This is a genomic window from Vicinamibacterales bacterium (assembly GCA_036496585.1).
GTDB lineage: Bacteria > Acidobacteriota > Vicinamibacteria > Vicinamibacterales > 2-12-FULL-66-21 > JAICSD01.
In genome coordinates this window covers 1-14,424 of record DASXLB010000054.1, presented here as the reverse complement: position 1 = coordinate 14,424, position 14,424 = coordinate 1, and the positions used below count along the sequence as shown (strand labels likewise).

The window sequence follows — 14,424 nt, the reverse complement described above, 5'->3', positions numbered from 1 at the left end:
GCTCCTCGGGATGGGCGGGTCCAGCCTGTGCCCCGAAGTGTGGAAGAAAACGTTCGGCAGGATCGCCGGGTCCCCGGAGCTTTTCGTGCTGGACTCGACCGACCCGGCTCAGATTCGTTCGCTCGAGGCCAAAGTCGACCTGGCGCGCACGCTGTTCATCGTGTCGAGCAAATCGGGGTCCACGCTCGAGCCGAACATCTTCAAGGCGTACTTCTTCGAGCGAGCGACACAGGCCGTCGGTGCGGCCAACGCGGCCCGGCGATTCATCGCCGTCACCGATCCCGGATCGAATCTCGAAAAGGAAGCGCGATCCGACGGCTTCCGCCACATCTTTGCGGGCGTGAAGAGCATCGGCGGCCGCTACTCGGCGCTCTCGAATTTCGGCATGGTGCCCGCCGCCGTCATGGGACTCGACGTCGAGAAACTGCTCGACGAAGCCGAGCGCATGCTTCACGCCTGCGCGCCCGGCGTCCCGGCGGACGAGAATCCCGGCCTCGTGCTCGGCACGATCCTCGGTGTGGCGGCCACACAGGGTCTCGACAAGCTGACGCTGATCGCGTCGCCGGGCATTCACGATCTCGGCGCCTGGCTCGAGCAGCTCATCGCCGAGTCCACGGGCAAGCAGGGTAAGGGCATCATTCCCGTCGATCGCGAGTCCCTCGGCGCTCCGGCGGTGTACGGCGACGATCGCGTCTTCGCCTATCTCCGTCTCGAAGACGCCCCCGACGCCGCCCAGGATGCGGCCGTCGCGGCCCTCGAGCAGGCCGGCAGGCCCGTCGTCACGATTCGTGTCGCGACGAAGTACGACATCGCCGAGGAGTACATGCGGTGGGAGATCGCGACGGCGATCGCCGGCGCGGTGATCGGCATCAACCCCTTCAATCAACCGGACGTCGAGGCCAGCAAGATCGCGACGAAGTCGCTGACCAGCGAGTACGAAAAGACCGGGCAGCTGCCGTCCGAGGCGCCGTTCTTCGAGGCCGACGGCATCAAGCTGTTCGCCGACGCGAAAAACGCGGACGCGCTCAAGAGCGCCGCCGGGGCCTCGCCGTCGCTGGTATCGATGCTGAAGGCGCACCTGGGCCGTCTCGCCAAGCGGGACTACTTCGCGCTGCTCGCCTACGTCGAGATGAGCGCGGCGCACGACGCCGCTCTGCAACGCGCGCGTCATCGCGTGCGCGACGCCAGACACGTCGCGACCTGTCTCGGATTCGGGCCCCGCTTCCTGCACTCCACTGGTCAGGGTTACAAGGGAGGGCCCAACAGCGGCGTCTTCCTGCAGGTGACCTGCGACGACGGCAAGGATCTGCAAGTGCCTGGGCAGAAGTACACGTTCGGTCTCGTCAAGGCGGCGCAGGCGCGCGGCGATTTTCAGGTGCTCGCGGAGCGCAACCGGCGGGCGCTGCGAGTGCATCTCGGACCGGACGTCGCCGCCGGCCTCGGGACGCTCGAGGCCGCGATCGAAAAGGCGTTGGCGTAGAACGACATCGTTTCAGCAGAGGTATCGGCATGCAGCTCGGAATGATTGGTCTCGGTCGGATGGGCGCGAACATGGTGCGCCGCCTGATGCACGACGGGCACACCTGTGTCGTCCAGGACGTCTCGGCGGACGCGGTCGCCGGCCTGGCGAAGGATGGCGCGACGGGCTCCACGTCGCTCGAGGACTTCGTCAACAAGCTCTCGACGCCTCGTGTCATCTGCATGATGATTCCGGCGGCGTTCGTCGATTCGCTGATCGAGAGGCTGGTGCCGCATCTGGGCAAAGACGATGTGCTGATCGACGGCGGCAATTCCCACTACCACGACGACATCGCGCGGGCGACGCGGCTCCAGCCCAAAGGCATCCACTACGTCGACATGGGCACGAGTGGCGGCGTCTGGGGGCTCGAGCGCGGCTACTGCCTGATGATCGGCGGCGAAGCGGACGTTGTGAAGCGGCTGGATCCGATCTTCAAGACCCTGTCGCCGGGGCCAGGAGACATTCCGCGCACGCCTGGCCGCGAGGCGCTCGGCGGAACCGCTGAGCACGGCTATCTGCACTGCGGACCGGCGGGCGCCGGGCATTTCGTCAAGATGGTCCACAACGGCATCGAGTACGGCCTGATGGCCGCCTACGCCGAAGGGCTGAACATCCTGAAAAACGCCGATATCGGCAAGCGCTCCCATGAAAAAGACGCGGAGACGACGCCGCTGCGCAATCCCGAGCACTACCAGTACGACTTGAATCTGGCCGACGTCACCGAGTTGTGGCGCCGCGGCAGCGTGGTCAGCTCGTGGCTGCTCGATCTCACGGCGCAGGCGTTCGCCGGGGATCGGGAGCTCGACAAGTTCGGCGGCGTCGTGTCGGACTCGGGCGAGGGCCGCTGGACGGTGGCAGCGGCGAACGACGAAGGCGTCCCCGCATTCGTCCTGACGGCCGCCCTCTTCGAGCGCTTCGCGTCGCGCAATCTGGATCTCTTCCAGAACAAAGTGCTGTCGGCGATGCGGTTCGGTTTCGGCGGCCACGTCGAGAAGAAGTAGCGGTATGGAGAGGCCACACTCGGACGCGTTCGTCTTCTTCGGCGCCAGCGGCGACCTCGCTTACAAGAAGATCTTCCCCGCCCTCCAGGCCCTGGCGCGGCGCGGCAAGCTCGATTGCCCGGTCGTCGGCGTGGCCAAGTCGGGATGGACGCTCGATCAGCTCGTGGAGCGCGCCCGCGCGTCGGTGAAGGAGAACGGCGGCGGCGAGGATCCGGTGGGCTTCCCGAAGCTGCTGTCGCAGCTCCGCTACATCGACGGCGACTACAACGACCCCGCCATCTTCGCGAAGCTGTGCGTGGAGCTGAAGGGATGCATCCGGCCGGCGCACTATCTCGCCATCCCGCCGAGCATGTTCCGCACCGTCGTCGGGCAGCTCGCGCAGGCCGGCTGCACCGCCAACGCCAGGGTCATCGTCGAAAAGCCGTTCGGCCGCGACCTCGCCTCGGCGCAGGAGCTCAACGCCGTGCTCCACGAACACTTCCCCGAGTCGGCGATCTTCCGGATCGATCACTACCTCGGAAAAGAGGCGGTGCAGAACATCCTGTACTTCCGCTTCGCGAACGCGTTTCTCGAGCCGTTCTGGAATCGTCATTTCGTCGAGAACGTGCAGATCACGATGGCCGAGGACTTCGGCGTGAAGGGGCGCGGCAAGTTTTACGACGAGACGGGCGTCATCCGCGACGTCGTCCAGAACCATCTGTTTCAAATCGTCAGCTATCTCGCGATGGAAGCACCCTCGTCGACGTATCCGGAGGCGATTCGAGACGAGCAGGCCAAGGTGCTGCGCACCATTCGGCCGATGAACGCGCAGAACATCACGCGCGGGCAGTTCCGCGGCTATCGCGACGAACCCGGCGTGGCGAAAGACTCGCCGGTCGCTACCTACGCGGCGCTCCGCCTCGACATCGACTCGTGGCGCTGGGCGGGCGTCCCGTTTTACGTGCGGGCGGGCAAGTCCCTCGCGATGACGACCACCGAGGTCATGGTCGAACTGAAGGTGCCGCCGCAGACCGTGTTCGCGGAACCGACGCCGAGGATCGGCAACTACGTCCGCTTCCGTCTCAACCCGCAGGTGGCGATCGCGATCGGCGCCCGCGCCAAGCGGCCGGGCGAGACGATGGTCGGTCGCGACGTCGAGCTGTCGGTCGTCGAGCAGCCGGCTGAAATGATCCTGGGCGATTACGAGCGGCTGCTCGGTGACGCGCTCGCCGGCGATGCCACCCTCTTCGCGCGGCAGGACGTCGTCGAAGCCGCGTGGGCGATCGTCGATCCGCTGATCGCCGATCCGGGTCAGTTGTTCGAGTATGTGCCGGGTTCGTGGGGACCGCCGCAGGCCGACCGGCTGGTCGCCGAGATTGGCGGCTGGAACACACCGCAATGAGGAGCGTCCTCGTGATCGACGTCGGAGGGACGAACGTCAAAGTCGGCACGGCGGGGCGCAAGACGGCGCTGAAGATCCCGTCCGGCCAGACGATGACGGCGTCGCGCATGGCCGCGGCCGTACGCAAGGCGACCGTGGGCTGGAAGTACGACGCGGTGTCGATCGGCTACCCGGGCGCCGTCAAACACGGCAAGCCGGCACACGAGCCGCACAACCTCGGCGGCGGCTGGATGCGCTTCGACTACGGAAAAGCGTTTGGCGTGCCGGTGAAGATCGTCAACGATGCCGCGATGCAGGCGCTCGGCGCGCACGCCGGCGGATGCACGCTGTTTCTCGGGCTTGGCACCGGCCTCGGATCGGCGCTGGTCGTGGACGGGCATTTGGCGCCGCTCGAGCTCGCGCACCTGCCGTACCGCGCCGGTCGCACCTACGAAGACTATCTCGGCGTCCGCGGACTCGCCCGCCTGGGACGCCGGAAGTGGACGGAGCACGTCCACAAGGTCGTCGCGCTGCTGAAGGCCGGCCTGCAGGCCGACTCCGTGGTGCTTGGCGGTGGACAGACGAAGAAGCTCAAGACGCTGCCGCCCGGCGTCCGCGTCAGCGATAACCAGTGCGCGATCCGCGGCGGCCTGCGGCTGTGGGACGCTCGCTAACGACGCCGCACAGGGTTTGCCTGAATCGCCTCGGGCTCAGAGATCCGTCGTAAAAGGCCATCGTATCGACTGACGTCGAGGTAGTGCCACCGGCCGATCGGGGCCCGCGAGTGATCCGAGGCGGCGAACGCCGATACCTTCACGACATGCCTTACGCCGGCGGCGCGCGCCGCCGCGATGGCGGTGCCCCCCGTGACGACAATCATGAAACCCTCACGTCGCGGGCGGCGCGAGTCCTTCAAGAAGCGTTGGAATGAGCTCGGACACGGTCGGGTGGATGTGCATCGCTTGTTGAATGAGGGAATACGGCGCCTTCGCGTACATCGTATCGAGCACGCAATGGATGACTTCATCCCCTCCTGTCCCCAATATGGCAGCACCGAGAATCCGCTTTGACTGAGCGTCAACGACGATCTTCATCAGCCCGTTGGTCTCGCCTTTTTCAATCGCACGTCCAACTTTGGTCATTGGGCGTCTCGCGACCAGGATGGGGTTTCCTTGCCGCCGTGCCTCGGTTTCCGTCAAACCGACGCGGCCGAGCGGTGGATCGATGAAGAGCGCGTACGCCGTAAGTCGATCGGAGACCCGGCGATGAGTTCCATCAAGCAAATTGGACGAGACGATCTCGAAGTCGTTGTACGCCGTATGGGTAAACGCCCCTCGGCCATTGCAGTCACCCAGCGCCCAGATGCCCGGGACGTTGGTTTCCAACTGATCGTTTACGACGATGTATCCGCGGTCGTCCCGCGAGACGCCCGCAGCTTCGAGTCCCAGATCGTCGGTGTTCGGCTGGCGGCCGACCGCCAAGAGCAAATGTGAGCCCTCGATCGACGGACTGCCTTCCTCGCAGTCGACATTCGCGACGACTGAGCCTGCGTCTCCGCCGACGCGGAGGCATCGAGCGTTCAAACGAAGCGCGATCCCTTCGTTGACGAGGATCTCCTGAACGGCAGTCGAGATCTCCGCGTCTTCGCGCTGAATGAGACGCGGTGCCATTTCGATGATGGTAACTTCGGATCCGAACCGCCGGAACATTTGCCCGAATTCCAGGCCGATATAGCTGCCGCCGACGACGAGAAGATGACGCGGCAGCGTGTCGAGGGTCATCATCGAACTGTTTGTCAGGAACGGCACTCGGTCCAATCCCGGCATCGGCGGCACGGCCGCGCGTCCGCCAACATTAATGAAGAGGCGATCGGACTTCAGGACCTGGCCCCCTACCGCGACTTCGCGGGCCGATTCGAATCGGGCGTGTCCGGTATGGATCTCACAGTTCGGCAGCGTGCGCAGCAGCTTATCGACTCCTGCTCGAGATCGTTCAACGATCCCATCCTTCCTGGCCTTCACGCTCCTCATGTCGACGCGGATGTCGCCGTCGATGGCCACACCAAAATCACGTGCGCGCCGCGCGGCATGAGCGATGTACGCGCTGGCCACCATGGCCTTCGTTGGAATGCAGCCGGTGTTCACGCACGTGCCGCCGAACAGATGCCGCTCAACGATGGCGACCGACATGCCGGCGTCTGACAGACGCCTGGCCAGAGGCGGGCCGGCCTGGCCGGTGCCGATGATAATTGCGTCGTAGCTGCGACTCATCCCAATGCGCTCCGCGCCAATCTGGCGTGTAACCGTTCAAGCTACGGAGATCGCGGCGGCCTACCGGCTCGCGGCCGGCGCCATCATCGCGTCGTAGTTCTTCGCGATGAAGTCCTCGACGAGCTTCGACGCCCCGTTCGCCGCGCTGCCCCATTTCATGGTCCCGTAGGCCTCGAAGCGCCACCAGGGCGCGTCGGGCTTCGGGACAGCGAGACGGTACACCGTCGCGCCCATGCCGCGGAGGCGATACGTGCGCGGGACGCGCGCGAAGCGCTCAGCCGGGAGTTTTGGGCCGGCCTTCAGCAGGAAGCTGATGTAGAACTGGTCGTCGTGGAGGGCCATCAGGCCGCCCGTGCCGCTGGAGGACGATCGACGGCCGTTGACCTCGACGATCAGCTGCGCCTCCTCGGCGCTCGAAACCACCCGGATCCCGTTCTTCTCGCCCGACATGCCCTGGCCAAGGATCGCCTTGCGGATGTCATCTGCGGAGTCGGTGAGACCTTCCGACTTGACCTTGCGGTAGGAATAGTCGGCCTGGGCCAGTGCGACCGCCTCGTCGGCATCGAACATGGCGTCCTGCGCCTCCTGCGGCCAGGCATCACGCTTCTTGCCGTGCTTCGCTTTCAGGCTGTTCTCGAGATCCTTACGTTTGGTCTGCGCGTCTTTGATGGCCGCGAGGAGCCGCGTCTCGGTTTCCTTGTCCACCTTCGTAACGTCCGCGAGCGGCGCGGCCGTCACGAACACCGTCATGGCCTTGTCGCCCGGCTGCCCGTGCGAAACACCGGCCGACACCAACACTGCGCCGATTACGAGGGAGATGAGACGCATCACAATTGCCCTCCATCAGAAGGTAACGACGCCCGGCGCTCGACGGAACGGGTTGCCTCAGACATTCTCCGGCTGCAGCCGTGGCCCCGGGAACCGGATGTGACAGCCAGCGTCCGACGAGATCGATTACCGCGTCCGCGCCCCCACGTGACGCTCCACAAATGCGGCTGCAGCCTGGCGAGCGTATCGTACGTATCAATCGGGCTCGATAGGGATCTCGACCGTATCTACCTGGACCGGCGTTGTGAGGGAGAGCGGCGTTCTTGGCCGTCGCAGAGGCAGACGCGAGATACGACGGGCGCCCATGATGGGCGACCGCTTCAGAAGGCGCGCCGAGTCATCGGTCCCCACCCACCCTTGCCGGTCATCGCCTGGATGGTCCCGACACATCCCCACCAGGAGTTCAACTGGCGATAGCCGATGTTTTCGAGCAGAGCGATCGTCAGGAGGAGCGCGAAGTCGCGGCCTCGCATGTACCGCCGCGAGGCGATGTCGCTCAGGAGCACCGCCAGCAGCGTCGCGGCGGCTCCGAAAAGAATAGAGGCGGCGAGCATTACGCGATAGTGGTGCCAGTTGAGAAACCCGAGGAGCGCCGCGATCGTCGTCACGGCGTAGCCCGCGAATTCGATCAGCGGTCCGAGCCCCTCGAAAAACGTGGTGTACGGAAGCACGCCCAATCCGACGAAGCCGAGCCGCGGATTGCCGATGGCGCGGCGGTGGCGCCAGAGCACCTGCAGCAGTCCGCGGCGCCAGCGGCACCGCTGAGCGCGCAGGGACGGGAGATCTTCAGGGACCTGCGTCCAGCACATCGGATACGGATCGAAGGCAATCCGGATCGGCCGCCGCTTCGCGCGAAAAAACTGCTGCAGGCGAATCGTCAGGTCCATGTCTTCGCCAATCGCGGTGCGGTCGTAGCCGCCGACCTCAATCACGGCATCGCGGCGGAACAATCCAAATGCGCCTGAGATCAACGTGACGCCGTTGTGCGAGGCGCACGCGATCCGGAACAGGAGGAAACTTCGCATGTATTCGACGATCTGAAACCGCGCCAGCCAGTTGCGGGGCATGGCCACGTCGAACACCCGCCCATTCGCGATACGGCACCCGTTGGCGATTCCGACATACGCACCGACCGCGACGGTGTCTGGATCTTCGAGAAACGGCAACGACGCCCGGGTCAGCGCGTCGGGCTCGAGCATTGTGTCGGTATCGACGACGAGGACCGCGACGCCAGATGCGGCGTTGATCCCCGCGTTCGCCGCGTCGGCCTTGCATCCGCCGTTCTGCTTGTCGATGACCATGAGCCTAGCCTCGTCAACCGATCTGTAGACGCCGCGGACCGGCGCCGTCTTCAGCGGCTGCTCAAAGGCGAGCGGCGCGGGCACGAGGTGAAACGTCCGCTGCAGAATCGCCAGCGTCTCGTCTGACGATCCGTCGTTGACGACGACGATTTCGCACGCTTCGTAGTCGAGCGCGAGTAGCGCGCGCACACTGTCGGCGACCGTCAGCGCCTCGTTGAACGCCGGGGCGATCACGGAGATGAGCGGCGGCGAGGTCAGGTGTGCGGCGAGCGCGCGAGCGCGCGGGTTTCGCCGCCGATGGTAACGCCACACGTGCAACGCGGCCACCGACCCCAGCACGCACTGCGACCCGTTCCACAACACGAAATACGCGGTGACGAGCAGCGAAAACGCGAGGATGACAGGGACGAGACTCAGCACTGGACGCGCGCTTCCCAGAGCATCTGACGAGCAAGCGCACCCGCGAGATCGGAGCGACGCGCGCACGCCTGCAGCTCGAGCCGGCCGGCCTCGCGCATCGACAGTAGCGAACGTGCCGCCGGCACTGCCACGGCCCACGCATCGTCGAGATGGCGGGCGAGGTGCGAGGCGGCGTCGCCGTTCCCGGTCCAGCCGTAGAGCGCGCTGGCGGCGCGGGCCCGGACCGATGACTCGCGGTTCTCGAGCGCCGTGATGGCGCGAGCTGCGGCCGCCTCATCGAGCCCCACGTGCGCGAGCGCTTCGAACGCCGCCTCGCGCACGTCCACGCGAGGGTCGTCGGTCCACTGGCGCAACGCGGGCCGCGACCGCTCGGTGCCGCAAATCGTCAGCGCACGGGCGTAGTTGCCGCGGTGCTCAGGGTCGAGTTGCGATAACTCCAGCAGGAATGGCTCGCATTGCGATCCGAACGCCGCGAGAGCCGCAGCGCGACGGCCGCGCTGCAGCGAGGCGTCCTGGAAGCGCACGACGATGGCGGGAAGCGTTGCCGGGTCCTGCATGTCGGCCAGCGCATCAAGGGCAGCGCCGCGCACGTCAGAGTTCCGATCGTCGAGCGCCGCGACGATCTTCGCGGTACGGTCCTTCTGCTGTAGCAGTCCCAGGACATGCAGCGCGACCGTTCGGCGCCACCACCAGGGACTCCGCAGAAAGCGATCCGCGATCGGCACCACCGACATCGCGTCGGCGATGCTGCGCGTGGCGGCGATGCGCGCGGGATCGCGATCGTGGACCAGCGGGATGATGAGCAGCCTGGCGATCGGGAGGCGGTAGCGCGGCAGACTCCGCACGAGCGCTCTCAGCGCGGGTTCGTCCCCGTCGAGCGCGCGGCGGACGAGCGGTCCGTATTGGCGCTCGACGCGACGACGCTCGACCTCGTGCCACGCGAAAACGATCCGGCCCCAGATCACAGCGAACGTCATCGACACGGCGAGGCCCAGAGCGGCCCACACGAGCCAGAGGGTGAAGCTTTCGAAATCGAAGAGCAGATCGATCATGGGATGGACTGCACAACGGACACGGTGACGCGATTGATCCTCGTGTCGTTCGACCTCCACTGGCGCTCCCACGTCGTGGTGATGCGCGTGAGCCACGGGACGTCGATCCGGAGACCGGCGGCGACCGTCGTCGCGCCGAGCGAGCCAAGGCGGTCGGCGGTCAGGTCCTCGAAACTCTCGATCCCGTACGCATAGGCCCCTTGGACAGCGGCGCGCCGCCAGCTCTGCCAGGTCTCGCGCACGAGCACCGAATGGTCGCCGGTCGACTGGCCGGTCTCGTCGAATGAGGATCGGGAATAGGTGTAGCGCGTGTCGGTCCGCCAGCGATCGTTCGTATTCCACGCAAACACCGCTGAGACAGCGGCAACGTCGGCGCCGACAAACGACAGGCGGCGGAAGCCGCCGCCGACTTCGACGGCGCCCGCGTAGTGCGTCACTTCGGCGGAGACATCGCTTGTCGGCAGCGCAATGTTAGCGGACCCGCCGAGCACGTGAAGCGCCGCCGTCGTGTCGCGCGCCGCCTGCCAGAGGAATCCGCCGCCGCCGACGGCATCCGAGTACCCGTCGCCGTTCTGCAGCCTTGCACTTGCATCGAGATGCAGTCGCGGCGCGACGCGCACGTCGACCGTGACGGCTCCGGATCCCTGGCTGGCCCCAGGGGCGCCGCCCTGACCGAAACCTTCGAGCGCGATCCAGTGACCGTAGTTTCGCGCGACCGCTTCGAATCCTGAAGCGATGTCGGGGTCGTCCGGCGAGAGGCGCCGTGCGCGGCGGAAGTACTCCAGCGCGTGGCGATTGTCGCCGCCGCGGCGATAGGCGCGGGCGAGAGCGGCGAAAAGATCGGCGTTCTCGCCGGCGCCCGGCTCCGCCTCGCGGAGGATCGCGAGCGCGTCCTGCCAGGCGCCCGTCCGCGTCAACACCATCCCCAGGCCGATCTTTGCGTCGACATCCGCGGGATGTTCGCGCAGCACCGCCCGAAAGCCGGCATCAGCCTCCGCGGCGCGACCGAGACGGAGCGCGAGCCGCGCCATCCACAACCGCGCCTCGACGTCGGCCGGATCGGCGTCGACAATACGCTCGAAGAGCGCCAGCGCGTCGGCGTCCCTCCCAGCGCGGGCGAGATCCACAGCGCGGCTTCGCTCGGACGCCGGCAATTGAAGTCCGCTGAGGATCGTCAGTGCCGCAATTAGTTGCAGGAGGATCTGGGCACCTCAACCTATTTTCGGAAGTTGCTCTCCACAGAGGAGATCGAGCACGGGGTCCTGGTCGGCAACGATGGCGACGACCGCTCGTCATTGGCAACGTCGAGCTGGCGAGCAGCCTCGGCCATGTGGTGTAATCCTCTGCAGCTGACGCCGACCAAACACGGCGGAGGCTCGAACGCGCTCTACGATACGACCCTCGGTCGCTTTCGACAAGCTTGCCGGACACCATGCATTTCGGTCAACCGCGGCCGGGCGCCTCTCGCATCGGCAACACTATGTGCGTGCAGTAGCGAGCGAGAGAGTTCGCGCGCTTCGGTCGTACTGCGCGCTGTATCGCCATTCCCTCTCTAGCGATTGTGGATTTCGAGCGCGGTCGGATGTGGCTGGAGCAGGGGAATCCCCCCTGCGCTCCGGCCTGGTTCGCTGAGGCAAGTCATCGCTTACCGGCCTAAGATGACGGGATGTCGTTGCGAACGTGAGCGGGAGCTCAGCGAAATCGCCGCAAGTGATCCGAATGGCGGACTCGCCGGGCAGCAGGCTGACGGCACGCTGAACGAACGCACCGACACCGATACCGGCTGGACACTGGAGGCGTTGATTCCCTGGGCGAATTTCCGCTGGAGATGAGAAACATGCTCAAAGTAGTTGCCGGCAGCTCGACCGCTCTCGGGATTCTTGGCGCCGTCGTGGTTCTCGGCTCGCTCGCGGCGGGCACGCTCGCGGCCCAGGCGACGGCGACGAGTGCACCGGCGGCCGCTGCGCCCGGCTCTCGCGATCCCCAAACGCCTCCTGCGCTCATCGTCAGCCCACCTGCCGATGCGGCGGCCGTGGAGAAACATCCGCCACTCGAGGGAACCGGCAATTTCACGATCGCGTCGACGTCGACATGGGCGGACGTCCCCGCCATGACGACGCCCGAGAACGTCCCGAGGGGGACCGTGACGATGTTCACGATGCGGTCGGAAGAGACGCAGATGTTTCCTGGCGTCGCCGGCCCGTATACACGCAACGTCTGGGTCTATGTTCCGGCGGGCTATGTTCCCGGCACCATCTTGCCGCTGATGATCGACCATGACGGCCGCGCGGAGGCCGTGATCCAGTCGCAGCTGATCGTCGTGATGGACAACCTCATCGCCCAGAAACGTCTGCCGATGATGGCCGGCGTCTTCATAGCCAATGGCGGCGATTTCCGGCCGAGCGAACGCAGCCTCGAATACGACACGGTGTCAGGGAAGTACGCCGAGTTCATCGAACGGGAAGTGCTGCCGCTCGCCGAGAAGACCGCACACGTGACGTTCACGAAGGATCCGGAGCTGCGCGGGGTCATCGGACAGAGTTCCGGGTCGGCCGCGGCGCTCGCGATGGCGTGGTTCCACCCCGACTGGTACCACCGCGTCATCAGCTACTCAGGGACGTTCGTGAACATCCAGCACAATGGGGAGTTCCCACGCGGCGCGTGGGGCTATCATGAAACGCTCATTCCGAATACGGCCAAGAAGCCGCTTCGCATCTGGCTCGAAGTGGGGTCGCGTGACAACGGCTTTCAGTCGGCGGAGGATACGTACCGCAATTGGCCGCTCGCCAACAATCGGATGGCCGAAGCACTGAAGGCGAAAGGGTACGCGTATCAGTACGTCTGGGCCCAAGATGCCGGTCATGTCGAACGCGGCGTGGAGCGCCAGACGCTTGAAGAAGCGATGGAATGGGTGTGGAAACGCCAGTAAGCAGTCGTGGGGAGGAGAGATGAACCGACGCGAATTCATCAAGGCCGGCACGGCATTGGCGATGGCTCCCGCAATCCTGACCCGAGCCCAATCGCCGCAGGTGATCGATCCGGCGCCGCCCCGTCTGCCCGCGGCCGGTGCGGACGGATGGGTGTCACTGCTGAACGGCCGCGATCTGAGCGGGTGGTACACGATGCTCCAGCGGTCGGGCAAGGGCGTCGCCGAGGAGCAGCGCATGATCCTGATGGAGGAGGAAATGCTCCACATCATGGGCAACGAAGAAGGGAAGTTCCCCGCGGAGGGCGGGTATCTCGCCACCAATCAGGAATTCGCCAACGTCCGCATTCGCGTCGAATACAAGTGGGGCGTGAAGAGGCACGCGCCGCGCTATACGCCCAAGCGCGACAACGGGTTGCTGTACGGGCTCGTCGGGCCCGATCGCGTGTGGCCTTCCTGCGTCGAGTGCCAGATCGAAGAAGGCGATGTCGGGGATTTCTTTCTGCTCGGCGGCGTACGCGGGGTGCAAAGCAATCACAACGCCGGCCTGTTCGGCGAGGGCATCAATCCGCTGACGGGATGGCCGCAGCCGGGGGATCCCGGTTTCCGCGGCGCGGGGGCCGCTCGTGCCGGCGGAGCGCCGGCTGCCGGAGCTGCGACGGCACCCGGCAGTGCACAAGGAGCCGGCGGTGCACAAGGAGCCGCTGCCTCTGCCGGTCCGGCCGCGGGGCGAAGTGCAGCGCCGCCCCTGGAACCGACCAGCGGACGCTTCATCAAGGATGGCAACTTCGAGCTGCTGGATCAGTGGAATACGATCGAGGTCATCTGGCAGGGCGATCGCGCGGCGCACATCGTCAACGGCCGCACCGTGAATGTCGCGACGCGGCTTCAGCAGCCCGATCCGCAGAATCCCGGGCAGTTCATCCCGCTCACGCGCGGGAAGATCGCGATCGAGATCGAATACGCGGAGATCTGGTTCAGACGGATTGAAGTGAAGGCGATCTGACAGGAGGACCCGGCTTCTATATGCTGTGTCGCGCAACCTGTCCTATACGTTCCGCGCGAGCCGGTCTCGCGGCCGCGCGGCTGGAATAACGAAGACACTATGAACCGAATCCTTCGCGTTCTTCCGGCAACGGCGCTCGCAACGCTTGTGGCCGCTTCCGTCCAAGCCCAGATCAACAACAATCCTCCGGGAGGCAACGGCCCCACCGGCCGCGGGCGCGGGCCTGGGGTCGAGGCGAGCGTGGTCACCAATGTCCGCTCCCCCGAAGTGAATGCGGACAACACCATCACCTTCCGACTGCCGGCACCCAATGCCAAGAAGGTGCGTGTGTATACCGACATGCCCAAGCTTGGCGACACCCCGGTCAACGGCTCCGCCGGTTTCGATATGACCAAAGACGCCAATGGCGTCTGGTCGTTCACGACGCCGAAGCTCGCGCCCAGCTACTACCAATACTGGTTCGAGGTGGACGGATTGACGATGCCCGATCCGCAGAACACCTTCGTTCGTCCTGCGTCGGGCGTCTACAAGAGCGTCGTCGCGCTGCCGGGGAAAGAAGCGGACTTCATGATGTTCCGCGACGTGCCACATGGCAACCTGATCGAGCACCAGTACCTTAATCAGCTGACGAAGGTGGCCCGCCGTGTGGTGGTGTACACGCCGCCCGACTACAGCGCCAGCAACAAGAAATATCCGGTGGTGTACCTGCTGCATGGCGCCAACGACTACGAGCTCGGCTGG

Annotated in this window: 12 protein-coding genes; 7 read left to right on the top strand and 5 right to left on the bottom strand. The window is 65.7% G+C overall.

Features of this window, described 5'->3' with window-relative positions:
* The 4 genes from VGI12_16805 to VGI12_16790 form a co-directional block, all read left to right on the top strand.
* Positions 1–1,480: bifunctional transaldolase/phosoglucose isomerase (locus VGI12_16805; protein ID HEY2434337.1), on the top strand; the 1,480-nt coding region annotated here is incomplete at its 5' end.
* 29 nt (positions 1,481–1,509) lie between these two features.
* Positions 1,510–2,520, top strand: a complete 1,011-nt coding sequence (gene gnd / locus VGI12_16800; protein ID HEY2434336.1) for a decarboxylating 6-phosphogluconate dehydrogenase — start codon at positions 1,510–1,512, stop codon at positions 2,518–2,520.
* 4 nt (positions 2,521–2,524) lie between these two features.
* Positions 2,525–3,901 (top strand): glucose-6-phosphate dehydrogenase, encoded by a 1,377-nt coding sequence (gene zwf, locus VGI12_16795; GenBank protein ID HEY2434335.1) that lies wholly within the window; start codon positions 2,525–2,527, stop codon positions 3,899–3,901.
* Positions 3,898–4,554 (top strand): ROK family protein, encoded by a 657-nt coding sequence (locus VGI12_16790; GenBank protein HEY2434334.1) that lies wholly within the window; start codon positions 3,898–3,900, stop codon positions 4,552–4,554. The genes zwf and VGI12_16790 overlap by 4 nt, the downstream gene beginning before the upstream one ends.
* A 213-nt stretch (positions 4,555–4,767) precedes the next feature.
* Here VGI12_16790 and VGI12_16785 read toward each other — a convergent pair whose 3' ends face one another.
* From VGI12_16785 to VGI12_16765, 5 genes are all read right to left on the bottom strand, one after another.
* A complete protein-coding gene (locus VGI12_16785) occupies positions 4,768–6,150 on the bottom strand; it encodes an FAD-containing oxidoreductase (GenBank protein HEY2434333.1) in 1,383 nt (460 codons plus the stop codon).
* Positions 6,151–6,210: 60 nt separating this feature from the next.
* Complete coding sequence (locus VGI12_16780) at positions 6,211–6,981, bottom strand: hypothetical protein (GenBank protein HEY2434332.1); 771 nt, start codon at positions 6,979–6,981, stop codon at positions 6,211–6,213.
* A gap of 317 nt (positions 6,982–7,298) precedes the next feature.
* Entirely contained in the window at positions 7,299–8,699 is a 1,401-nt protein-coding gene (locus VGI12_16775) for a glycosyltransferase (protein HEY2434331.1), read from the bottom strand.
* The gene (locus VGI12_16770; protein ID HEY2434330.1) at positions 8,693–9,751 is read right to left on the bottom strand and encodes a HEAT repeat domain-containing protein; all 1,059 of its coding nucleotides are present in this window, start codon (positions 9,749–9,751) and stop codon (positions 8,693–8,695) included. The genes VGI12_16775 and VGI12_16770 overlap by 7 nt, the downstream gene beginning before the upstream one ends.
* On the bottom strand, positions 9,748–10,878 hold the full coding sequence (locus VGI12_16765) for a tetratricopeptide repeat protein (GenBank protein ID HEY2434329.1): 1,131 nt from the start codon (positions 10,876–10,878) through the stop codon (positions 9,748–9,750). Before VGI12_16765 ends, VGI12_16770 begins: the two co-directional genes overlap by 4 nt.
* A 710-nt stretch (positions 10,879–11,588) precedes the next feature.
* Here VGI12_16765 and VGI12_16760 point away from each other — a divergent pair.
* The 3 genes from VGI12_16760 to VGI12_16750 all read left to right on the top strand — a co-directional run.
* Positions 11,589–12,680, top strand: coding sequence for an alpha/beta hydrolase-fold protein (locus tag VGI12_16760; GenBank protein ID HEY2434328.1), 1,092 nt, complete (start codon positions 11,589–11,591; stop codon positions 12,678–12,680).
* Between the two features lie 19 nt (positions 12,681–12,699).
* Positions 12,700–13,683, top strand: coding sequence for a DUF1080 domain-containing protein (locus VGI12_16755; GenBank protein HEY2434327.1), 984 nt, complete (start codon positions 12,700–12,702; stop codon positions 13,681–13,683).
* A 99-nt stretch (positions 13,684–13,782) separates the two neighbouring features.
* Positions 13,783–14,424, top strand: a 642-nt coding sequence (locus VGI12_16750; protein ID HEY2434326.1) for a hypothetical protein, incomplete at its 3' end; no start/stop codon positions are given.

Coding starts and splice junctions, on each gene's coding strand:
- VGI12_16755 (HEY2434327.1), top strand. CDS start 12,700: ATGAACCGACGCGAATTCATCAAGGCCGGCACGGCATTGGCGATGGCT.
- VGI12_16785 (HEY2434333.1), bottom strand. CDS start 6,150: ATGAGTCGCAGCTACGACGCAATTATCATCGGCACCGGCCAGGCCGGC.
- gnd (HEY2434336.1), top strand. CDS start 1,510: ATGCAGCTCGGAATGATTGGTCTCGGTCGGATGGGCGCGAACATGGTG.
- VGI12_16760 (HEY2434328.1), top strand. CDS start 11,589: ATGCTCAAAGTAGTTGCCGGCAGCTCGACCGCTCTCGGGATTCTTGGC.
- VGI12_16770 (HEY2434330.1), bottom strand. CDS start 9,751: ATGATCGATCTGCTCTTCGATTTCGAAAGCTTCACCCTCTGGCTCGTG.
- zwf (HEY2434335.1), top strand. CDS start 2,525: ATGGAGAGGCCACACTCGGACGCGTTCGTCTTCTTCGGCGCCAGCGGC.
- VGI12_16790 (HEY2434334.1), top strand. CDS start 3,898: ATGAGGAGCGTCCTCGTGATCGACGTCGGAGGGACGAACGTCAAAGTC.